This window comes from Mesorhizobium sp. CAU 1732 (assembly GCF_039888675.1).
Taxonomy (GTDB): Bacteria; Pseudomonadota; Alphaproteobacteria; order Rhizobiales; family Rhizobiaceae; genus Aerobium.
Genome location: NZ_JBDQQR010000001.1, coordinates 3,411,036 through 3,431,809 on the forward strand (window position 1 = coordinate 3,411,036; position 20,774 = coordinate 3,431,809).

22 protein-coding genes and 1 tRNA gene are annotated in these 20,774 nt (G+C 63.2%); 12 read left to right on the top strand and 11 right to left on the bottom strand.

What is annotated here, in order from left to right; translation table 11 throughout:
• Nucleotides 1-68: 68 nt before the first annotated feature.
• The 6 genes from AAFN55_RS16575 to AAFN55_RS16600 all read right to left on the bottom strand — a co-directional run bounded on the left by AAFN55_RS16575 (nt 69) and on the right by AAFN55_RS16600 (nt 7,160).
• Nucleotides 69-1,043, bottom strand: coding sequence for a tripartite tricarboxylate transporter substrate binding protein (locus AAFN55_RS16575; RefSeq protein WP_347799927.1), 975 nt, complete (start codon nt 1,041-1,043; stop codon nt 69-71).
• A 68-nt stretch (nt 1,044-1,111) separates the two neighbouring features.
• Nucleotides 1,112-2,122: a LacI family DNA-binding transcriptional regulator gene (locus tag AAFN55_RS16580; RefSeq protein ID WP_347799928.1), complete on the bottom strand. Its 1,011-nt coding sequence runs from the start codon at nt 2,120-2,122 to the stop codon at nt 1,112-1,114.
• Nucleotides 2,123-2,258: 136 nt separating this feature from the next.
• The gene (locus AAFN55_RS16585) at nt 2,259-2,795 is read right to left on the bottom strand and encodes a hypothetical protein (protein ID WP_347799929.1); all 537 of its coding nucleotides are present in this window, start codon (nt 2,793-2,795) and stop codon (nt 2,259-2,261) included.
• A complete protein-coding gene (locus tag AAFN55_RS16590; RefSeq protein ID WP_347799930.1) occupies nt 2,788-5,634 on the bottom strand; it encodes a 2Fe-2S iron-sulfur cluster-binding protein in 2,847 nt (948 codons plus the stop codon). The genes AAFN55_RS16585 and AAFN55_RS16590 overlap by 8 nt, the downstream gene beginning before the upstream one ends.
• Nucleotides 5,631-5,897 carry a sarcosine oxidase subunit delta gene (locus AAFN55_RS16595; RefSeq protein ID WP_347799931.1) on the bottom strand — a complete coding sequence of 89 codons (267 nt, stop codon included), beginning with the start codon at nt 5,895-5,897 and terminating at the stop codon, nt 5,631-5,633. The genes AAFN55_RS16590 and AAFN55_RS16595 overlap by 4 nt, the downstream gene beginning before the upstream one ends.
• Before the next feature lie 9 nt (nt 5,898-5,906).
• Nucleotides 5,907-7,160 carry a sarcosine oxidase subunit beta family protein gene (locus AAFN55_RS16600; RefSeq protein WP_347799932.1) on the bottom strand — a complete coding sequence of 418 codons (1,254 nt, stop codon included), beginning with the start codon at nt 7,158-7,160 and terminating at the stop codon, nt 5,907-5,909.
• A 202-nt stretch (nt 7,161-7,362) separates the two neighbouring features.
• On the opposite strand from AAFN55_RS16600, the gene AAFN55_RS16605 reads away from it, so the two are divergent.
• Together AAFN55_RS16605 and kynU are read left to right on the top strand one after the other, a co-directional pair.
• Nucleotides 7,363-8,544: an amino acid aminotransferase gene (locus AAFN55_RS16605; RefSeq protein WP_347799933.1), complete on the top strand. Its 1,182-nt coding sequence runs from the start codon at nt 7,363-7,365 to the stop codon at nt 8,542-8,544.
• A gap of 17 nt (nt 8,545-8,561) precedes the next feature.
• Entirely contained in the window at nt 8,562-9,848 is a 1,287-nt protein-coding gene (gene kynU / locus AAFN55_RS16610; RefSeq protein ID WP_347799934.1) for a kynureninase, read from the top strand.
• A gap of 45 nt (nt 9,849-9,893) precedes the next feature.
• On the opposite strand, the gene AAFN55_RS16615 is transcribed toward kynU, so the two are convergent.
• Nucleotides 9,894-10,874 (bottom strand): MBL fold metallo-hydrolase, encoded by a 981-nt coding sequence (locus AAFN55_RS16615; RefSeq protein WP_347799935.1) that lies wholly within the window; start codon nt 10,872-10,874, stop codon nt 9,894-9,896.
• A 236-nt stretch (nt 10,875-11,110) separates the two neighbouring features.
• Here AAFN55_RS16615 and AAFN55_RS16620 point away from each other — a divergent pair, with 236 nt between their 5' ends.
• Nucleotides 11,111-12,523: an MFS transporter gene (locus AAFN55_RS16620; RefSeq protein WP_347799936.1), complete on the top strand. Its 1,413-nt coding sequence runs from the start codon at nt 11,111-11,113 to the stop codon at nt 12,521-12,523.
• Here the strand turns inward: AAFN55_RS16620 and AAFN55_RS16625 are convergent.
• Nucleotides 12,512-13,237 carry an RlmE family RNA methyltransferase gene (locus AAFN55_RS16625; RefSeq protein WP_347799937.1) on the bottom strand — a complete coding sequence of 242 codons (726 nt, stop codon included), beginning with the start codon at nt 13,235-13,237 and terminating at the stop codon, nt 12,512-12,514. The genes AAFN55_RS16620 and AAFN55_RS16625 overlap by 12 nt on opposite strands.
• Nucleotides 13,234-14,613: a Ppx/GppA phosphatase family protein gene (locus tag AAFN55_RS16630; RefSeq protein ID WP_347799938.1), complete on the bottom strand. Its 1,380-nt coding sequence runs from the start codon at nt 14,611-14,613 to the stop codon at nt 13,234-13,236. The genes AAFN55_RS16625 and AAFN55_RS16630 overlap by 4 nt, the downstream gene beginning before the upstream one ends.
• 488 nt (nt 14,614-15,101) lie before the next feature.
• Here AAFN55_RS16630 and AAFN55_RS16635 point away from each other — a divergent pair.
• A tRNA-Gln gene (locus AAFN55_RS16635) sits at nt 15,102-15,175 on the top strand.
• 1,057 nt (nt 15,176-16,232) lie between these two features.
• Here AAFN55_RS16635 and AAFN55_RS16640 read toward each other — a convergent pair.
• Nucleotides 16,233-16,448 carry an HNH endonuclease gene (locus AAFN55_RS16640; RefSeq protein WP_347799939.1) on the bottom strand — a complete coding sequence of 72 codons (216 nt, stop codon included), beginning with the start codon at nt 16,446-16,448 and terminating at the stop codon, nt 16,233-16,235.
• A gap of 61 nt (nt 16,449-16,509) precedes the next feature.
• Nucleotides 16,510-16,737 (bottom strand): hypothetical protein, encoded by a 228-nt coding sequence (locus tag AAFN55_RS16645; RefSeq protein ID WP_347799940.1) that lies wholly within the window; start codon nt 16,735-16,737, stop codon nt 16,510-16,512.
• A 114-nt stretch (nt 16,738-16,851) separates the two neighbouring features.
• On the opposite strand from AAFN55_RS16645, the gene AAFN55_RS16650 reads away from it, so the two are divergent.
• The 8 genes from AAFN55_RS16650 (at nt 16,852) to AAFN55_RS16685 (ending at nt 20,696) form a co-directional block, all read left to right on the top strand.
• Nucleotides 16,852-17,100 (top strand): helix-turn-helix transcriptional regulator, encoded by a 249-nt coding sequence (locus AAFN55_RS16650; protein WP_347799941.1) that lies wholly within the window; start codon nt 16,852-16,854, stop codon nt 17,098-17,100.
• Nucleotides 17,090-17,599: a hypothetical protein gene (locus tag AAFN55_RS16655; RefSeq protein WP_347799942.1), complete on the top strand. Its 510-nt coding sequence runs from the start codon at nt 17,090-17,092 to the stop codon at nt 17,597-17,599. The genes AAFN55_RS16650 and AAFN55_RS16655 overlap by 11 nt, the downstream gene beginning before the upstream one ends.
• 52 nt (nt 17,600-17,651) lie before the next feature.
• Nucleotides 17,652-17,894: a hypothetical protein gene (locus AAFN55_RS16660; RefSeq protein ID WP_347799943.1), complete on the top strand. Its 243-nt coding sequence runs from the start codon at nt 17,652-17,654 to the stop codon at nt 17,892-17,894.
• Between the two features lie 130 nt (nt 17,895-18,024).
• The gene (locus tag AAFN55_RS16665; protein WP_347799944.1) at nt 18,025-19,137 is read left to right on the top strand and encodes a site-specific integrase; all 1,113 of its coding nucleotides are present in this window, start codon (nt 18,025-18,027) and stop codon (nt 19,135-19,137) included.
• A gap of 14 nt (nt 19,138-19,151) precedes the next feature.
• Nucleotides 19,152-19,595: a hypothetical protein gene (locus AAFN55_RS16670; RefSeq protein WP_347799945.1), complete on the top strand. Its 444-nt coding sequence runs from the start codon at nt 19,152-19,154 to the stop codon at nt 19,593-19,595.
• 116 nt (nt 19,596-19,711) lie between these two features.
• Nucleotides 19,712-20,020 (top strand): DUF982 domain-containing protein, encoded by a 309-nt coding sequence (locus AAFN55_RS16675; protein ID WP_347799946.1) that lies wholly within the window; start codon nt 19,712-19,714, stop codon nt 20,018-20,020.
• 128 nt (nt 20,021-20,148) lie between these two features.
• Nucleotides 20,149-20,319: a hypothetical protein gene (locus tag AAFN55_RS16680; RefSeq protein WP_347799947.1), complete on the top strand. Its 171-nt coding sequence runs from the start codon at nt 20,149-20,151 to the stop codon at nt 20,317-20,319.
• The gene (locus tag AAFN55_RS16685; RefSeq protein ID WP_347799948.1) at nt 20,319-20,696 is read left to right on the top strand and encodes a hypothetical protein; all 378 of its coding nucleotides are present in this window, start codon (nt 20,319-20,321) and stop codon (nt 20,694-20,696) included. The genes AAFN55_RS16680 and AAFN55_RS16685 overlap by 1 nt, the downstream gene beginning before the upstream one ends.
• Nucleotides 20,697-20,774 lie beyond the last annotated feature (78 nt).

A 20,774-nucleotide genomic window follows, 5' to 3' on the forward strand; every position in this document is an offset into this window, starting at 1 on the left:
GATCTGCGGGTTCGAAGCGAATGCGGGTGGACCGCCCGGATATCCGGGCAGTCCGGTGCCGGAAGGCCTTACTGGGCCAGTCCCACCGCGCGCATCGTGTCGCCGAGCGACTTGTCGACTTCACCCATGAAGGTCCCGAAGTCGGCCCCCGCGGCCCAACGGATGCCGAAGCCCTGTGCGCCCATGAACTCCTTGTACTCGTCACTGTTGTAGACGGTCTCGAGCGCCTCGATCAGGCGAGCGGAGACGTCTTCCGGCATGCCTTGCGGGCCCACGATGCCGCGCCATGCGCCGATCTTCCAGTCGGAGCCGATCGCTTCGGAAAGTGTCGGGACATCGGGAAACAGAGCGGCGCGCTCGGCCCCCATCAGGCCCAGCGACTTGACGCGACCCGCGTCGATCAGCCCACGCGCTTCCACGAGAGAGCAAGGCACCAGGTTGACGCCGCCGGCCATCATGTCCTGAAGACCGGACGCCGCGCCTTCGCTCGGCACCCACGGCACTTTGGCGGGATCGATACCGCGATCGTTGAGGAGACCCGCGATGGCGAGATGCCAGATGCCGCCCTGCCCCGTACCGGAGGCGCGGAACGTGCCTGCCGGCGACGCCTCGATCGCCGCAAGAAGCGATTCCAGCGTGTCATATTCGGAATCTGCCAGAACCTGGACGCCCGCCGCATCCTCGTTCATCAGCGCCAGCGGCGTATAATTCTCCCATGTCAGTTCCGTCAGGCCCTGCCAGTGCATCATGCCGATTTCCACGGTCGCGATGCCGATCGTGTAGCCATCGGGCTCGGCTTCGGCGATGGCCGAGTGTCCGACAACGCCGGAGCCGCCGGTCCGGTTGGTGACGCTCACCGGCTGCCCGAGCACGCGTTCGAGCCCCGCGCCGATGATCCGCGCGGTCGCGTCCGTGCCGCCACCCGCGCCCCAGGGCACGATCAACGAAATTGGCCTGTCCGGATACTGTGCCGAAGCCTGAGGTGCGAAGGATGCGGAAAGCGCAAGCGCCGCCCCGAATGCCAAAACTGCTCGTCTGATCATGGTATTCCTCCCAGAATGTTCGATGTCATGTTGTGCGAAACCCGGACGTATTTCCGGGCGCCGCACGCCTAGGCAGTTGCTCCTTCAATCAGTTCGAATGGAACGTCTACGACGGCGGGCGGGCCATCCTCCATGACCAGCCGCGCGCCAATTTCTCCGATTTCCTCGCGCGGCGTCCTGACCGTCGTCAGGGGCTGCGGCGCGAACCGTCCGATGTCGAGGCCGTTGAAACCCATGATGCCGAGTTGCGACGGGACCGAAATTCCATGTGCAAAGCAGTGAAACAGCCCGCCGACCGCGAAATCGTCATTCGAAAAGTACACGGCATCAAGGTGGCGATTGCGCGCGAGCATGCGTTCGAGGGCCGCGCGCCCCGATTCCGTCGATGACGTGCTTTCGATCAGCTCCATGTCGGCCAGGTCGATACCCGCTTCGGCCAGCACGGTGCGGAAACCCTCGAGCCGCTTGGCGGAGCGCGGGTCGGCCAACGGGTGCGGACCGACATAGCCAATGCTGCGATACCCGCGCGAAAGCAGGTGACGCGCGCTGACCGCGCCTGCCTCACGCTGCGAGAATCCCACCACCAGATCGATCCCCTCGCCATCGGTGTCGAGAAGCTCGGCGACGCGCACGCCGCTTCCCTTCAACATCGCGCGGGTGCGATCCGTATGTTCGAGACCTGCCACGAGAAACGCCGCCGGCCGCCAGGCGAGCATTGATTCGATCAGGGCCTGCTCGCGTTCCAGCGAATAGTCGCTGACCGCGATGACGGTCTGGAAGCCGGTCGGGTCGAGGGTCACCGCAGCGCCGCTCAGAAGATCGGGAAAGACGATGTTATGCAGCGAGGGGATCACGATCCCGACGAGGTTCGATCCCGACGAGGCCAACGCGCCGGCGATCCGGTTTGGCACGTAGCCGAGTTCCTCGACCACCGTCATGACACGGTCGCGGGTAGCTTTGGAAAACGAACCGTGCTTCCGCAAAACCCGCGACACGGTGCTCATCCCAAGACCGGTGGCTTCGCTTACATCCCGAAGCGTAATCGCATTTTTTCGCTTGAATTCGTTGGCCACGTGCATGCCTTGCGGCACCTCCCCTGCGCACTTCGGGAGAACGGTAACTCATTTTGGCAGCGCTGCCAAACCTGCCTTTGATTATTTTCGCAACCGTTGGACAGGCGACACCTACGAAATTCGCTTTGGTCAACCAGCCGGATCAAGCGCCTTGCAGCCACGTCCAGATGTACGCCGCGAGCGGGCTCTCCACGTGCAGCCGGGCCGTGCGGGGGGCGGTTCGATAGAGCATCGCAGGCACACCGGCAAAGAGAAGCGCGGCAGAGGGGCTCCCCGCCTCGACATCTGCGGCGGTGGCTTCGCACACCACCTGCTGCATGGCGTCGCCGGAAATCTCGAATACCGCATAGGCATCGTCGCATGGGGTTGCGACGAACCCCGCCTCGTTCCAGCCGGGCTCGACCTCAAGCGTTTCGGGCGTGACGAGAAGCCCCCGATCGCGCGCGATACGGATCACCACGCGATCCGTATCCGTCAATCCCCAGAGCCCCACCTGGGCACCGCCCGGCACCAGGCAATCGAGCGCCATCTGCACGTCGCCGGACACCAGCGTCTGGCCGAGACCATGGAGCCGGCGCGCCGACCAGCCGTCGTGTTCGATCTGCGCGGACGCCCAGTCCGGGACGGCGGACCAGAACCGCCCCCGGTCGCGCATCGTTTCTGCCACACGGTCAGCCATTGAGGCGCGCTCCTTCCGGATCGAATGCGCAAGGCACGGTGATGATCGCCCGCCGCGGCTTGCCAAGATGGACCAGCGAAATCTCTTCGCCCATTCGATCCAATCCGCGTTCTACCAGACCAAGCGCGATGGGACGCCCGAGCGTCGGGCTGTCATAGCTCGACGTAACGAAACCGAAGGAGCGCCGACGCGCTGCGCTCTCGTCGAGCGCATGCGAGCCCACCGGCAAGGCCGGACCGCCATCCGCGACGGTCAGGCCGACGAATTGCTGCCGGTCGGCGCGCATCGCATTGTCGGTGAAGAGCGACCGCTTGCCGACATATTCGCCCTGCCGCTTGTCGCGCGGTCCGGTCAGGCCAAGGTCATGAGGCATCGTCGTGCCGTCCGTGTCCTTGCCCGCGATGATGTATCCCTTCTCCGCGCGCAGCATCAGCAGCGCTTCCGATCCCATCAGCACGGCGTCGAGCGGCGCGCCCGCCTCCACCATCGCATGCCACAGCGCAGGCGCCCTGGATGACGGCACGGAAATCTCATAGGACCGGTCGCCGGTAAACGATACGCGCGCCACGCGCGCCGGCGCGCCCTCGAAGGTGCCGGTCGCCAGCGCCATGTGAGGCAAAGCGGCATCGTCGAGATCGACGCCAAGCGAAAGTGCGGCGACAAGGGCTTTCGCGCGCGGACCACAGGCTGTCAGCGTCGACCAGTGCGGCGTCAAATTGTGCACGAAGCCCCTGGATGAATCGAAGCGATCCTGCCGCCATTCCTCCAGCCGCAGGACGACGCCCGCGACATGGCCGGACGAGCACGAAACGACGTAATGATCGTCGGCAAGCTTGGAGACGACGCCGTCATCGTAGATCACGCCGCTCTCGGTCAGCATGAAGCCGTAGCGCGTCCGGCCGGGCTTCAGGGTCGAGATCGTGTTGTACGAATTGTAGTCGACGATCTCTCCCGCCTGCGGCCCGAACACCTCGATCTTGCCCAGCGGCGACCCATCGAAGATCGCGACGGTCTCGCGCGCTTGCCGCGCTTCGCGGTCGATCTCAGTGCGGGGATCGCCGGTGCCGAACCAGGCCGCCCGCAGCCAGCCGCCATATTCGCGGAACACCGCGCCCACCGCCCGCTGCTCTGTTTCGAGCGCCAGCCGGCGGACCGGATTGAAAAGCTCACCGCGCCGCCGTCCCGCCACGACCGTGAACGGCACCGGCACGAAGGGCGGCCGATAGGTGGTCGTGCCGGTCGCCTCGATCGTGCGGCCGGTGATCGCCGCCATCGCGGCAAGCCCGTTCATGTTCGACGTCTTGCCCTGATCGGTCGCCATGCCGAGCGTCGTGTAGCGCTTCAGATGCTCGACGGAGCGGAAGTTCTCGCGCGCCGCGAGTGCGACATCCTTCAGCGTCACGTCATTCTGGAAATCGATCCATTGACGTCCCTTTGCATCGGCGCGAGGCCATGCGGGTTTGATCGAGAAGGGTGTTGCGGCCGAAACCGTCTGCGGCGCATCGCCCTCACCGCCGCCCGCTGCATGCCCCTGAGACAAGGCGGCATCCAGGTCGAGCGCGCCGTTGGCTGCTCCGGCAACGGCCATGTTCGCCACAGGATCGCCCGGCACGAAAGCCGCGATCGCATCGTCGTAGCGCAGCTTGCCCCTGGCCTGGCAGAAGAGATGAACCGTCGGCGTGTAGCCGCCGGAGACGAGCAGGCAGTCTGCGTCGATCCGGCGACCGCTCACCGTCACTGCCTCGACACCCCTAGTGCCATGCACCGCATCGATCGTCGCGCTGCGAAGGATTTCGATTCCTGCGCCTGGACTTGCAGCACTTTCCTCGCGCAGATCGGCAAGAACGACAGACGCGCCCGCCGCCACCAGCGCCTGCGCAACGGCGTAGGCGCGGTCGTTGTTCGTCGCGACGACAATCCGCTTTCCGACGAGAATGTCATACCGTTTCAGATAGGCCAGCGCCGCCTCCGCAGACATGACGCCCGGCCGATCATTGTCCGGAAACACCAATGGCCGCTCGATTGCGCCGGCGGCGACGACAATCCTGCCCGGCCTGATGCGCCATTGACGGTCTGGCGCGCCGTCGCGGCGCTCCCAGCAGCAGACCAGGTCGTGGTCGTAGGTGCCGTAAGCGACCGTCCGTGACAAAACCCGGCCGCCGGCCCGTTCGATCTCGGCAACCGTCTCGTTTGCCCAGTCCTTTCCGTCCCGGTCGTCGATCTGCGCGTCGCAATGCAACAGCGAACCACCCGGAGAAACCTGATCGTCGACGAGGATGACGCGTTTGCCGCCCCAGACCGCCGAGCGCGCGGCAGCAAGTCCGGCCGGCCCCGCTCCCACCACCAGCACGTCGCACCGCGCATTCACGATGGCGCTGTCGGCCACGGGTTCGTTTTTCGGGTCGAGCCGGCCGAGCCCCGCCATGGCGCGAATGCGCGGCTCGAATCGATGCCAGTCCGGCCAGAGGAACGTCTTGTAGTAGAATCCGGCGGGCAGGAAGGGTGCGAGCCGGTCGATGATTCCAAGTCGGTCCGCATCGGCGGTCGGTTTCGAATTGACCGAGCGGACCTCCATGCCTTCGACCAGCATCTCTGTCGTCGCACGAAGGTTCGGCGTTGTCCTGCCGTCGAGCCTGACATCGACGATGGCGTTGGGTTCTTCGCTGCCGGACCCGAAAATCCCGCGCGGACGGTGATATTTGAAAGAGCGGCCAACCACCCGTACGCCGTTCGCGAGCAAGGCGGATGCGATCGTGTCGCCCTTCCGCCCCATCATCGTGCGGCCGTCGAAGGTGAAGGAGAGGGGATCGCTTGTGTCGCCGATGCGCGCGCTGGTCATGCCCCGCCTCCCCGCGCCGCGTTTGATCCAGTCACGGCATGCGTCACGGTATCCCGCTCCATCACGAAGAATTCACCGCATGTCTGGTGCAGCCAGACTTCGCGCGTCGCGCCGCGTGGATTGACGTTCGTGACCAGATAGTCGGACCAGGCTTCGGCCGAAACATCCTTCGCCGGTTCTGGCCGCGTCTTGCCGGCCTCGGTGGCGAAGGTGAACTCCGTCTCGTCGCGCGGACCACAGAAGGGACAGGGGAAAATCTGCATCTGTCTCTCCTAGTGCGCGATGCCGGAGCCGGCGGCTTCATCGATCAGCCGACCCGTCGCGAAACGCTCGAGGTCGAACGGCCGGCTGATATCGTGATGCTCCCCCTTCGCAATCAGATGCGCCGTCAGCCAGCCGCCGGCCGGGATCGACTTGAAGCCGCCCGTGCCCCAGCCGCAATTGAGCAGCAGTCCCGCAAGCGGCGACGGCCCGATGATCGGGGATGAATCCGGTACCACATCGACAACGCCCGCCCACTGGCGCAGCATCTTGAGCTGGCCGAAGGACGGGAACATCTCGAGCATGCCGGACAGGATCGCCTGCTGCACCGGAGGATTTCCGCGCTGCGCGTAGGACGGCACGCGATCGATACCGCCGCCGACCACGATCTCTCCCTTGTCCGACTGAAACAGATAGGTGCCCGTGCCGAGATAGAGCACGACCGTATCGAGGCACGGTTTGACCGGTTCGGAGACCATCGCCTGAAGCGAATAAGAACGGATCGGCAGTTGGAACCCCGCCTTTGCAGCCAGCACGCCCGAATGCCCCGCGACGCAGAGTGCGGTGTGATCGGCGCGGATCGCCCCTTGCGACGTCTCGACACCCACGCACCGGCCATTTTCGACGATGAAGCCGGCGACTTCGCAATTCTGGATGATATCGACGCCTGCCGCATCGGCTGCGCGCGCATAACCCCACGCGACCGCATCGTGACGCGCGACGCCCGCCCGTCCCTGCCAAACGCCCCCGAAGATCGGATAGCGCGCTTCCGGCGACTGGTTGAGCAGCGGCGCCTTCTCGATCACGCCCTCGCGTGACAAAAGCTCCGCATCGGTGCCGTTGATCTGCATCGCGTTCACGATGCGCGCGGCGATCTCCATCTCCGCGTCGGAATGCGACACCGTGACCACGCCGCGCTGCGACAGCATGATGTTGTAGTTCAGCTCCCGCGACAGGCCTTCATAGAGCTTGAGCGCGAAATCGTAGAGCGCCACGCTCTCCGGATAAAAATAGTTGGATCGGATCGTCGTGGTGTTGCGGCCGGTATTGCCGCCCCCCAGCCAGCCCTTTTCGATGACCGCGACATTGGTGATGCCATGGTTCTTGGCGAGGTAGTACGCGGTCGCAAGCCCCTGCCCGCCGCCGCCGACGATGATGACGTCGTAGCGCGCCTTCGGCGTCGGCGTACGCCAGGCGGGCTGCCAGCCCGAATGGCCGCGAAGCCCCTCGCGGAAAAGTCCGAATGCCGAATATCGTTTCGTCACGCCTGCCCAGCCTCGCGTCAATGTCACTACCGGTCTACACGGGCTGGCTTGCGAAGCACAATCACGCATGCGACCTCCGTTGCAACCCAGGCGAAATTCTTCGCATGGTTCGGCGTTCTTCGCATGTGCAACGATCCGCCAAGCCTGTTGCGCCGCGCGCGATTTTGAGGCTTTGTGGCGCCGAATTTCGGAGGCTGAATCCATGTTCGATACGCTCAAGCCGGCGGCACCTGACGGCATCCTCGCGCTGATGGCGCTCTATCGCGACGATCCGCGCACCGGGAAACTGGATCTCGGCGTCGGCGTCTACAAGGACGAAAGCGGACGGACGCCGGTCATGCGCGCGGTCCGTGAGGCGGAGGCGCGTCTGCACGAGACTCAGGCGACGAAAACCTATCTCGGACTTGCCGGCGACGTCGCGTTCAACGAGGCGATGATCGGGCTGGTATTCGGTGACGCAGCCGACAGGTCCCGGCTGCGCGCCGCGCAGACGCCCGGCGGCACGGGAGCGCTCCGCCTCCTCGCGGACCTGATCAAGCTCGCTCGTCCTGACGCGACCGTGTGGGTCCCGGACCCCACCTGGCCGAACCACATGCCAATCCTGCGCGCTGCCGGCCTGAAGGCGGAGGTCTACCCCTATTTCGACTCGGCGACCGCCGGCGTTCGCTTCGATGCGATGATCGCAGCCCTGAGCGCCGCGCCAACCGGCGATGTCGTCCTGCTGCATGGCTGCTGCCACAACCCGACCGGCGCCGACCTGTCGATCGAGCAATGGGCGACGATCGCCGATCTGCTGGTCGAACGGGGCCTCACGCCGTTTGTGGACATCGCCTATCAGGGGTTCGGCCTCGGATTGGACGAGGACGCAGCCGGCATTCGCCTGCTCGCGAGCCGCGTTCCCGAGCTGCTCGCAGCAGCGAGCTGCTCGAAGAACTTTTCCGTCTACCGCGACCGCGCCGGCGCGGCGATCCTGCTTGGCAGCAACGCCACCGAAGCCGATACCGCCTATGGCCAGTTGCTGGGCGTCGGGCGCGGCATCTGGTCGATGCCGCCTGATCATGCAGCCGCAGCCGTGCGCATCGTGCTTCAGGATGAGGCGTTGAGGGTCGACTGGAAGGCCGAGCTCGAGGCCGTGCGGCAGCGGATGCTGCGGCTGCGCGAGGGCTTTGCAGAAGCACTGCGCCGGCAGTCCAATTCCGACCGCTTCGACTTCATCGCACACCAGCGCGGCATGTTCTCACGCCTGGGAATATCGCAGGAGCAGGTCGCGCGGCTGCGCTCCGAGCACGGCATCTACATCGTCGGCGACGGCCGCTTCAACGTCGCGGGCTTGCCCGACATCGGACTGGACGACCTTGCCGCCAAGATCGTCTCGGTTCTCTGAGTACCGCAGGATAGATTATGACACTCGACCTCGACGCGATCATCGCGCTCCGCTCCCAAGACACGCCTGAGCGACAGGCCGCGCATCGGCGCGACGCAACCGACCCCCTGGCGGAATTCAGAGGCGCGTTTTCGCTGCCCGGGGGCGAGATTTATCTCGACGGCAACTCGCTGGGCGCGATGCCGGCATCGGTCACCGGTGCGATGACCAAAGCCTTGAACGAAGGCTGGGCGCAGGATTTGATCCGAAGCTGGAACGGCCGCGGCTGGCACATGCTGCCGGTCACCGTCGGCGATCGCCTCGCAAGGCTCATGGGCGCGAAGGCTGGCGAGGTGCTCGCCGCCGATTCCACCTCCGTCAATCTCTACAAGGTGTTCTGCGCGGCGATGCGGATGCGCAAGGGTCGCGGAAGCGTCATTTCGGAACGCAACAACTTCCCCAGCGACGTGCACATTCTTCAGGGCGCGATCGCCAACGTGTTTCCCGAAGCCACGCTGAAGCTCGCCGGAGACGACGACGCATCCGTTCTGGCCCTGATCGACGCGGACACGGCTGTCATCTGCCTCAGCCACGTCAACTACCGCACCGGCCGGCTTCGCGACATGAAGGCCGTAACCAAAGCGGCACATGATGCGGGCGCCTTGATCATCTGGGATCTGGCGCATTCGCTGGGCGCCCTGCCCGTCGATCTCAATGGCGCGAATGCCGATTTCGCCGTCGGTTGCAGCTACAAATACATGAATGGCGGCCCAGGCGCGCCGGCGTGGCTCTTCGTTGCCGAACGCCACCTCGCTGAAGCGCAAAGCCCCTTGACGGGCTGGCAGGGCCACGCCGCGCCATTCGCCTTCGACATCGATTTCAAGCCCGCCGCGTCCATCGAGAAATTCCGCTGCGGCACGCCGCCGGTCCTTTCTTATCTGCCGTTGATGGAGAGCCTCGACATATTCGAGCGTTCGAGCATGTCGGCAATCCGCGACAAGTCGCTCGCGCTCACCGCCTACTTCATGGAACTGGCCGACAGGATGCTGGCGCGGCACGGCCTGACGGTCATCACGCCGAGGGAAAACGGCGAGCGCGGGAGCCAGGTGGCGCTCACCCATGACGATGGCTGGCAGATCATGCAGGCGCTGATCGCCTGCGGCGTGGTCGGCGATTTTCGCGCGCCCGACATCCTGCGCTTCGGCTTCACCCCGCTCTACACGTCGTTCGACGACGTCTGGGGCGCGGTGGCGACGCTGGATGCGGTCATGGAAAGCGGCATCTGGCGCGAGCCGCGCTTTGCGGAACGCAAGCTCGTCACCTGATTGCCGGCCGCCGAGCCCATGTGATGGGTTCGGCCATTTCGTGTGTCAGAGCAGCATCTGGTAGCTGACCGGCACGAAGCGATAGCCCGTATCGAGCTTTTCAACGAAGCCGACGGCCGGGAACGGCATGTGGTAGCCCGCGAATGGCACACGGTCGGCCGCAAGCATGTCGAACACGCGAACGCGTGTCTGGGCAGCAGCCTCCTTGTCCATGTCGAACTGCACGTGCCAATCGGGCCGCTGCAGCGATGCGACATAGTGATTGGCGGTGTCGGCCGTCAGGATCAGCCGCTTGCCCTCTGATTCGAGGTTGAAGATCATGTGGCCGGGCGTATGCCCCGCCGCCGCCATGCCGGTGATGCCGGAAACGACCTCGCCGCCATCCTCGATGAACGTCATCTTCTCGGCCAACGGCACGATGCTGGCCTGCACGGCCTTGGCGTTGTTTTCGGTCGGGCCCGACAGGCGTTCGTCCGACGCCCAGAAATCATACTCGGCCTGCCCGGTGACATAGCGCGCATTCGCAAACGCTGGCTTTTCGCCTTCCATCACGCCGCCGATGTGGTCGCCATGCATGTGCGTGATGACGATCACCGAAACGTCGTCCGGGCTGTAACCCGACGCCTCGATGCGCGAACGGAGCTGGCCAAGCCCGCCTTCGCGCCCGCCTGCACCCAGACCTGTATCGAAGAGGACCAGCTCCGATCCGGTGTTCACCAAGGTCGGCGTGAACGAGTTCACGAACTTCTCCGACGGCAGGAAATTGGCTTCAAGGAGCGCTGCGACGTCGCTGGCCTCCTGATCCTGGCCGAAGATCGGATACGGCCCGTCGCCCGGCCGCGCACCGTCGAGGATCGTGGTGACCTCGAAGTTTCCCAGCATGAAGCGGTTGAAACCAGGATTTCCGACATCCGACTTTGGGGTCTCCGCCTGCGCGGCACGAACCATGATCTGGGGCGCGGCGAGACCCGCGACACCGGCGAAGCCGAGTTTCATGGCGACACGGCGATTGGTGGACAAGGTCATGGACGGTCTCCCTCTGCTCAACGAAAAATCTGGCGGATATTTTTCAAATGGCCGTGCGGCGCCGGATGGCAAGGCATTCACGGCATCGTTACCGATATCGCGTTTCGATTTGACGTCTTCGCCAGCGTCGGCAACGCCTCTGGCACATTGAACTTCGCGCCTGCCCCGTGCTAACCCGCCGCCATGCCGTATCTCCCCTCGCGAGGCCATTGCCCCCCGCGTTCGAATCCGCTCCGTTGAACCGCACCGTCCCCCTGATCCTGGCGGTCGCGCTGTTCATGGAGCAGATGGATTCGACCGTCATCGCGACGTCGCTGCCCGCCATCGCCGCCGACATCGGCACGAGCCCGATCACGCTCAAGCTTGCCCTGACCAGCTATTTCGTCTCGCTGGCGATCTTCATCCCGGTCTCAGGCTGGATGGCCGATCGGTTCGGCGCCAAGCGCGTCTTCCGCATCGCGATCGGCGTGTTCGTCATCGGCTCGATCGCATGTGCGGCGTCGGGCTCGCTGGCGGAGTTCGTCGGCGCGCGCTTCCTGCAAGGCATGGGTGGCGCGATGATGACGCCCGTCGGGCGTCTCGTCCTCGTGCGCTCCACGCCACGCACGCAGCTCGTTTCCGCGCTGGCCTGGCTGACGGTTCCGGCCCTTATCGGACCGTTGATCGGCCCTCCGGTGGGCGGCTTCATCACCACCTTCTTCACCTGGCACTGGATCTTTCTGATCAACGTCCCGATCGGGCTCCTCGGCATCATCGTGGCCGGGCGCGTGCTGCCCGACATGCCCGGCGGCGCGGTCGGGCGCATCGACTGGATCGGGTTCTTTCTCGCGGCAACGGCGGCCGCGGGCATCGTCTTCGGCCTGTCGGTCATCAGCATGCCGGCCCTGCCGCCGATCGTCGGTCTCGCAACGCTCGTCGTCGGCATCGCGGCGGCGGCGGCTTACGTGCGCCATGCACGACGTCTGACGCATCCGATCCTCGACCTGCGCCTCCTCGACAACCCGGTGCCACGCATCGCGATCCTGTCTGGGTCGATCTTTCGCATCGGCATCGGCGCAGTGCCGTTCCTGCTGCCGCTGATGTTCCAGATCGGCTTCGGCCTCAACCCGTTCGAATCAGGCCTGCTCACCTTCGCGAGCGCCTTCGGTGCGATCGCGCTGAAATTCTTCGCGACGACCGCCCTGCGTTTCGCGGGTTTTCGCGCCGTGCTCATCCTCGCTGTTCTAGCGGGTTCGGTGCTGATGGCGATCAACGCGTTCTTCACGCCGCAGACGCCTCATGCCGTCATCATCGTCGTGCTGGTCGCGGCAGGCTTCATGCGCTCCTTGTTCTTCACCTCGAACAACGCGCTCGTCTTCGCCGAGATCGACGACCGCCAGGCAAGCCAGGCGACCGCCATTTCGTCCGTGTCGCAGCAGATTTCGATTGCGGTCGGCGTCTCGGTCGCAGGCATGCTCCTGGAGGCGCATCACGTCATCACGGGCGAGCCGACCGGTCTCGCCGCGTTCTCGACAGCCTTCCTGGTGGTTTCCGCACTGGCAGCCTGCGCGGTGCTGCCGATCCTCAAGCTGTCGCCCGACGCAGGCCTCACCGTCTCCGGCCACCTTCGCAAGAAGCCCGGCCAGGACGAACCGCCGTCAGTCGTCTGAGTCCGCAGCTTCCGCGGCTGCCCTGCCCTTGAACCCCTTGGCCAGGATGTAGAGCTCGACCGACTCCTCCCGGGACGCCGGTGGCTTGACGTGATGTACGGTCGTGAAATTGCGCTTCAAGAGGTCGAGAAGCTCGTTCTCCGTGCCGCCCTGGAAGGTCTTCGACAGAAAATGCCCGCCGGGCTTCAGCACGGAAATAGCGAAGTCAGCGGCGACCTCGCACAAATGCATCGTTCGGATATGGTCGGTGCGGCGATGGCCCGTCGTGGGTGCGGCCATATCGGACATCACCAGATCGGGTTCGCCGCCAAGCGTCTCCATCAGCCGCGTCGGCGCGGCATCGTCGAGGAAATCCATCAGAAGGATCGTCGAGCCGGGCACGGCATCCATTTCGAGATAGTCGATACCGACGACGGTCGGCTCCGCCTCGGGAGACTTCACCCGCTCGGCCGCCACCTGCAGCCAGCCGCCAGGTGCCGCCCCAAGGTCGATGACCTTCTGGCCCGGCTTCAGGATTTTGTAGCGGTCGTCGATCTCGAGCAGCTTGTATGCCGCACGCGAGCGGTAGCCTTCGGCCTTCGCGCGGTGGACATACGGATCGTTGAGATGCCGCTCCAGCCAGCGCCGCGACGAGTTCTTGAGCCCGCGCTTCTTTTTCACGCGGGTATGCAGCGCGCGCGCGCCGGTCGTGCCCGTCTTGGTCGGCTTCTTCATTGCGCAGGCGCTCCGCGTCTCCGGTTTCGGCGCCATACGCCGTCATCCGCCATCAGCTCGGACAGCATGCCCTCTCGCAACCCCCGGTCGGCAACCCTCAGACGTTCGCTCGGCCAGTGGCGACGAATTCCTTCGAGGATAGCACAACCGGCCAGAACGAGGTCGGCCCGGTCCGCTCCGATACATGGATTGGCCACCCGTTCGTCGAAAGTCCAGCCCAGAAGTTGGGCAATCATCGCATCGACATCGGCATTGTCGAGCCAGAGCCCGTCGACCCGCCGCCGGTCATAACGCTCGAGGCGCAGATGAATGCCCGCAAGCGTCGTGACGGTGCCAGACGTGCCGAGCAGGTGAAAGCGGGAGCCCGACGCCAGATGCGCCAGGCGCGTCCGCCCATCGAAGCGGTCGAGCATGCTCGAAACCTCGTCCACCATAGCGCGAAAAACACCCGGCGTGACGTCACGCCCGCCAAAACGCTCGGCCAGCGACACCACGCCAACGGGCAGCGAGGTCCAGGACACGATGTGATTGGCAAGGCGCGGCGTGCGGTGACGCGACACATCGACCAGCGCGATCTCGGAAGAGCCACCGCCGATGTCGAAGAGCACGACGCCGTCCGTATCGCGCTCGATCAACGAGCCGCAACCGGACACTGCAAGCCGCGCCTCGGTCTTGCGATCGATGATTTCGAGCGACAGCCCGGCCTCGACTTGCACACGATCGAGGAATTCCTGACCGTTCTCCGCCGACCGGCAGGCTTCGGTCGCAATCAGTCTCGCCTTGCGGACATGCCGCGTCTTGAGCTTCTCCGCGCAGATTTTCAGCGCTTCGACGGCGCGGTCCATCGCCGGCTGGCCCAGCCTGCCCGATGCGGTCAGACCTTCGCCAAGCCGAACGATTCGCGAGAAAGCGTCGATGACCCGGAACTGGCCCGGCCGAGTGGGAATCGCGACGAGAAGGCGACAATTGTTGGTGCCGAGATCGAGCGCGGCGTAGACCGGGAGATCGTTGGTTCGCTGCGGTCGCGCAGCCACCGGCGGCGCCGTGATCGCAACGGGCGGAGCGTTCACGTTACGCGCAGATCTCGCCTCGTTTAGGGCCCGCGCCTCCATCGACACACCGTTCACGGGTGCATCGTTGGCGTTGCCCGGCCTCATATCGGATGCGAAGACCTTCCGGCCGCGCCGCCGCTTGCGTCGCTTCTTGGACTGCGTCTTGCCATGAGGGACGTCTCGATCTGGCCGCATCGTCGCGGTCACATCGTCGCTCGGACCGGAGTTGCGGTCGGAACGCTCAATGGTGGCGTGCGGCTCTGCACCTCCACCACCTGACGCCCCGCCCTGCGGCGCGCCGGCGCCTGGTTCGGGGTCTTCCACTTTGGTGTCCTTCAGCACCGCGCACCCTTTTCGGGCGCAGCAGGCGCAAACCAATTTCTGTTGGGAAGAGACTACCAGCGCCGCGCCAGAACACCAAGTATGCCGGCTGTCGTTTTTTTCGCCTCTGGCCCGCCGATCCATTGCCGTCCGCATCAGCGTCACGCACCCACGGCAAATGGTCACCTGCCCCGCACCGGCAGCTCCGGAAAGGCTGTTTCCATCAGCGCGACGTAAGTCGGGAACAATCGCCAGACGACAGATGATCAACGAGAGGCCTGACAAGCGCTCGAACAGCCGCGCCGATCCGCCAAAGAGTTGCGATTACCCGGACCACAGCCGCCGACAGCCACTCGCCCGGAGATTTGTCTGCTCAATCAACAGTGCATCACGCAAACAGGGTTGACTATTCAGCACCTGAGTCTATATCCGTCGCCATCCGGCCACCGCGCCTGCGCGCACCGATCTTTCCTGATCGAACAGGCCGTCGTTGGGGAATAGGTTAACGGTAGACCCACGGACTCTGACTCCGTTAGTCCTGGTTCGAATCCAGGTTCCCCAGCCAAATGTTTTCAATCACTTAGCTCCCAAAACCCCAAAAATCCTTTTCGCAAGCGGCGGAAATTGTCGCAACATAACGTATTGATTTGTAACGAGTCGTAATGCGCGAAGGCTGCGAAACGCGACAAGAGCGCGACAAGCGCAGGCTGTCGTCATCCCGACACAATCACTCTCTATACGTCCCTTATCAGCCGATAGCGGTAACGAACGTCCTGCGAGATGCGTGGTGAGGTTCGTCCTGCGAAAGCTGTATTTGATCCGATCGACCCACACTGACCATGAATGTACCGGCAGTGCGATGACGTCTCGGAAGTCGAAGGGAAGCGGGCTCGATGCCCGCTTTTTTGTTTATTGGCCCCTGGCAACCGCTTGCCGTCCCCTGCGTTGTGCGTTCTCGTATGGAGAACCGACATGAGCTTTGTATCGGCACTTTGGGATAGGTTCACGAAACGGAAGACACCGGCTAAGTCATCACAGACTACGACCGGCGCCGGCCCTGCTTTGGCAGCACACTCGAAAGACGCAGCAGCCACAAAGAAGTCAGGGCAGAACGAAAAAGCCACGAAAAAGAAGACGCGCTAGATTCGTTTGGCCTCATCAGCCAGATCGACAGAGCCTAACGTATAGCGCTCCGACAGCTCGCGCGTCACCAAAGCGCCTGCCGCTCGAGCCGCGGCCACCACACTAGGTCTAGCAACGTGTGGTGACAGTTGCCCTTCCACGCAGCGGCGGCATGCTTCTAGAGCTTTGGCATACTGAGGGCTGTCCTTCTCCGGCCAACGCCCCTCTAGCGTAGCCAGCGCGTCTTCCGGTCCCATGAGAATCCTGTATCGACCGAGTACGCCAGGCTCAACAACGACCGGAGTTTTGAAATGCATTGGTTTCCGCCCTTCTGGGCGAGCAAACGCTTGTGGTGGTTGATTGTTCCCGTGCCGGGCGGGACCGGGTATACCCCCTTTCGGGCGGTCCCTATCTCGTGCGCTGGTGAGGCGCGCGAGAATGTAGTGTCCACCTCCTCATGGTAACCGGCGAGCTTGGTGGGAACACCGGCTGGGTATTGCTCAAACCATGCGGCCATCCAAGCGCAGGTGTCGGTATTCCGGCCAAGGACGCTCATCCCGCCTTTGGTTGCAGCGACGGCAACTGAGAACTGTGTTGCCGCGATCATTGCCGCCGCCATCAACCTTCCGGTGAAGATGCTCGATCGTGGCCGCGTTGTCCCAAAGGCTTTCCCGGTACGAAAACGACAGCGTCATCGGCTCGCGGAATAGAAGCATAAACCGTCCTGCTGCCCGAAGAGCATCCAACGGAGATGTCGACGCTGCGCCTTGTTCATGGCTACACCCGCACCAGGAAGTCGCCGCGGAACATCCGCATCTTGTTGTCGGCGCCTGCGGCGAGACCGTACATTTGCAAGCCGTTCATCGTGCGGCCGCGCCAGACGACGAGCGAGACCATGCCGCCGCTTCTATGGTCCACCAGATCCCCAATGCGGAACTTCCAGCGTATGCGCTTCGTAGCGATAGGGGATGCTGTAGCGGTGTCGATATGGGTATGAGCGTTCATTTGGCGGGCTCCCGATTCCACGAAAAGCGTTTACTATCCTTGTAAAGCGCGAATCTTTCGCAGTGTCAACGGTTTTCGTTTGTGATAGACGATTTTCACAACGACGGAGCTAACATGACCATCACGCCGGAACAATCTCGTGCAGCGCGCGGTCTGCTTGACTGGTCGCAAACTCAGCTTGGCACCGCTTCACACCTTAGTGAGAGTACGATTCGAGATTTCGAGAAAGGGCGCCGCGTGCCTTCGATTAACAACCTCACAGCCATTCGCTCAGCCCTACAGCTAGCCGGCGTTATCTTCATCGCGGAAAATGGCGAAGGCGCAGGCGTGAGGCTAGCCAAGCGAGAGAAGCATGGTGAATAGAAGTTCGGAAGATATAGAGTTCGAAAGCGCTCGGCTCGCTCACGCCTCGGCTATTAAGGCCATAGACGTCGAGGTGAACATGGTTTCCGCGTTTGGCAACGCCGCCATGCGCGCGCCGGGGATTGCTGCTGCCGGCGGGATTGCGGCACTGTTAGGCTTTTACTCCGCCAACTCAGATCGGCTGCGTGGCACACCCGCTGTCGACGAATTTAATTCGGCCTTGCTCTGGTTTTTTGGGGCGGTTCTAGCATGTGTGGCTGCGCCAAGCGCTGCTTACGTTTCACAATCATTTTTCGTGCACTCAAAAGGCTGGGCCACGCATCATTTTGAGAGACCGTTCGTTCGTGACAGCGTCACATCAAAGTGGCTCTTTTGCTTTGGTACGGTTTTTCAAGTACTGGCGGTTCTTCTCACCATTGGAGCTACGCTAGCCCTCGTTTTCGGGGGGGTACATTTTATGGACGTCGCTGCTTATGCAGGAACTGATCAATCTCCCTGAATTCCGCTGCACGCCATAGTCCAATGATGCCCTTTTAGTTTACGAGGCGCCCATGAGTAAAATCACAAGGCAAGTCGCGTCCACCGATCACGGCACTGTCCTGCCGCCCGATTCATCCGCACTTGTTGTAGATGGCGACGGATCGCTATCACTGCTTCTCGCCGAGTATGCCGACGACGCCGACGTCCCTATAATGGTGCAATTGCTCGCGGCGGTGGCTCTCCGATCTGACGATGACGAGTGGGTGGCCGAGACGCTTGCCATCCTTGATGAGTCGCATCATGCCTTGACCTGATTTCCGCGGCACCGCTAAGGTCCACGCGTCCGGTCCACCAAGCCGAACAAACGACCACCAGAGGAGAAGAATGAAGAACTCGGCGTCCGCGCCGGGGGTGTAGATTGTTTTTGGGAAGGATGTGGTGGTGATGCTGAAGCTCATCCAGCGCAGGGACGGCGGGTTTTGGTGGATCAGAGGAACGGCGTGCGGAACGGCGATTTACCGTTCCACAAAGCTGACGGACAGACGCCTGGCGGACAGATATCGCGTCCGCATCGTGAAAGATATTGAGGAGGCTCACGCGCGGGGCTCACCTACTCCGAAGACCTTCAACGAAGCCTGCAAAGCCTACATCGAAGGGGGCGGATCCGACCGCTTCCTATCGCCTTTGAAGCGGCGACTTGGCAAGAAGTTGCTCCGCGACATCGCCCAGCTCGATCTCGATGCGACAGCGAAAACGCAGCACCCCACGGCGCAGCCCCAAACGCTGAACCGACAGGTCTACACTCCGTTTATCGCGGTATGGAACTTTGCGGCTGAAAACGATTGGGCGCGTGTCCGAAAATGGCGAAGGCCGCAACGGCGGCGTGGAACGGTCTCCCGCCCCTCCCTCCGTCGCGCTGGCACATTTCCGGTTGATTATGAGCATGCGGCTCGCTTCGTAGCCACCATGTCTCCGGGCCCAGCGATGCTGATGACGGCTCTGTTCTATACCGGCATGCGTCCGATTGAGTTGTTCGCGCTGACGGCAAGCGAGGTGAACCTGCCGGGCCGGTGGATCACACTGACAAACACGAAGACAGGCGAGCCTCGCGGCGTGCCGATTCATGAGTTTCTGCTGCCGTTGTTCGACGCGTTGTTACCGCGTGGCGGGGCGGTGTTCCGCACGCCGCGGGGGCTGCCATATACGCCAGTCGACGCCGGCGGTGGTGGTCTCAAGTCGGCCATACTGGGGGCGCGACGTCGTTCCGGCATCAAGGATGTGGCGCCCTACACTGGCCGCCACACATGCTCGACGGGCTTGGTCTTGGCCGGCGTCCACCCACACATCAAAGACCAGATCCTTGGTCACGCAGTCAGCGACATGAGCCGGCACTACACGCACGTTCCGCAGGCGCCGCTAATTGAGGCGATCGACAAGCTGCCCGTGTCCGATTTGTGGGCCTCGCTGCCGTGGTGGGAAGACCCGCTGGCGTGGAGTGGGCGACTTGCTGAGGGAACAGGCAGGCGCACGGATTTGGAGAGGATAAAAGATGTGTAGTCGGAAGTTTCGGAATGTTCCCTGAGCCTAAGACCGTCACGAATGACGCCCTCGACAAACTGCCGATGTTCGCGACAGACCAGGAGATTGCCGTCGCGATCGTTGGAAAAGAGCGCGCCGCCTACTACCGGCAGGCGATTATCCCCACCCTCGAGCCGAAGGGCTTTCCTTCCAAGGATGCGCTGCACGGTGGGCGTCCGGTTCCTCAGGTTAAGCAGTTCTATGCGCTCTATTTTGGCATCACATCCGGTTTCGCTCTTGCCAAACCGGATGGGCCGGAAAGGGTCTGGATTGGAAGGCGCGCGGAAAAAAGGATCGATGACGAGGAACGACGCCGTGCTGCGGGAGAAGAGGTCTCCGAGCGAGACCCGGGCACCGAAGATCAAAGACTACTGAAAGCGATGGCGGAATACAGGGCCAAAAAGGCGGGCGAATATGGCGCTAAGAAAGCGCGTTGACGTCCCTTCCTCGCACGCCTCGTAAATCGGCGGCGAACTGATGACGCCATAGACCCACACGCAACCGCCCGCCTCGTCCGGCGTTGAATCGCGTTGTGTATGAGTGAGGTCGCGTTATGGACCAGCAGTTCGAGAAGCCGGTTCGCATTGCGTTGGGCCGATACGGCGCGGTGGCCCACATCGTAACGAGCCCGCGACAGGCGGCCGAAAAGCTGCTGATGGAATGGCCGACCGAACCCGGCAAACGCCACCTCGCGGCGCGCAAAGCCGTCCTGGAAGCAATGGAGAACGCCCGCGACGGCGCGCTTGTGGCGAAGGCGCGCAAGGCCTTTGAAGCCGCCGCCGCCGAAGCCGGTATCCTGATGCCCGAGATGGTGCGACCGACCGGCGGCAAATCCGTGAAATGGGGAAAGCGGAAACGCTAGCCTTCGGAACAAACTAGGAACAAATGCCTTGCGCCGTCAGTTTGCGGGTGGCATGCTAGTGGCTCAAACATCAAACCAGGACGCATAAAATGACTGCGGAGCAACCGATTCCGGAGAGCGATGAAGCTATGCCCGACGATGAAGCGGTCGTCGATCAGATGATCCGCGAATACGGCGATGCAAAGTCAGCCCTGCGAGCGCTCGTCGGCGCACATCGCACGCTCGAGCGCGAATACGAGCTAACCCATGCCGGCATTTCCTACGGCTTTTCCCGCGGCTGGCATCACGGAAGACGATAATGCCTGGCCGCCGCAACACCTTGAGCGCTACCACGATCGACAAGGGTTGGCCGCATCAGGTCGCCTTGCCCGATGATATCTGCATCGAGGAAAACCTAACGATGATCTTCCAGTTTCTGAAGGATCGCGGGTTAGACTGCCGCACGCGCCACGTTCAAGCAATTTGGCCCGACAGAAGATACCAGCACATGCGGCTACACTGCTTCCCCGATCGCGCCTCAGTTGAAGCGTTTCAGGCCGTCTTTGGCGGAGAATTCTTCGATCCCTCTCGCGACCGGGAGGGTGGGAAAGTCAGGGGTCCTTGGCGCCGCCATGGTGCATGGGCGAGGCTTCTCGAAAGCGGACCACTGAAAGTGCCGAAAATCCTCAGAGACTGATGCCTGACAGGCGCGCACCACAAAGGCCAAGAAGATAGGCGGCCTCCCACCTGGCGTAATGCCGGCCACGAAGCTGAG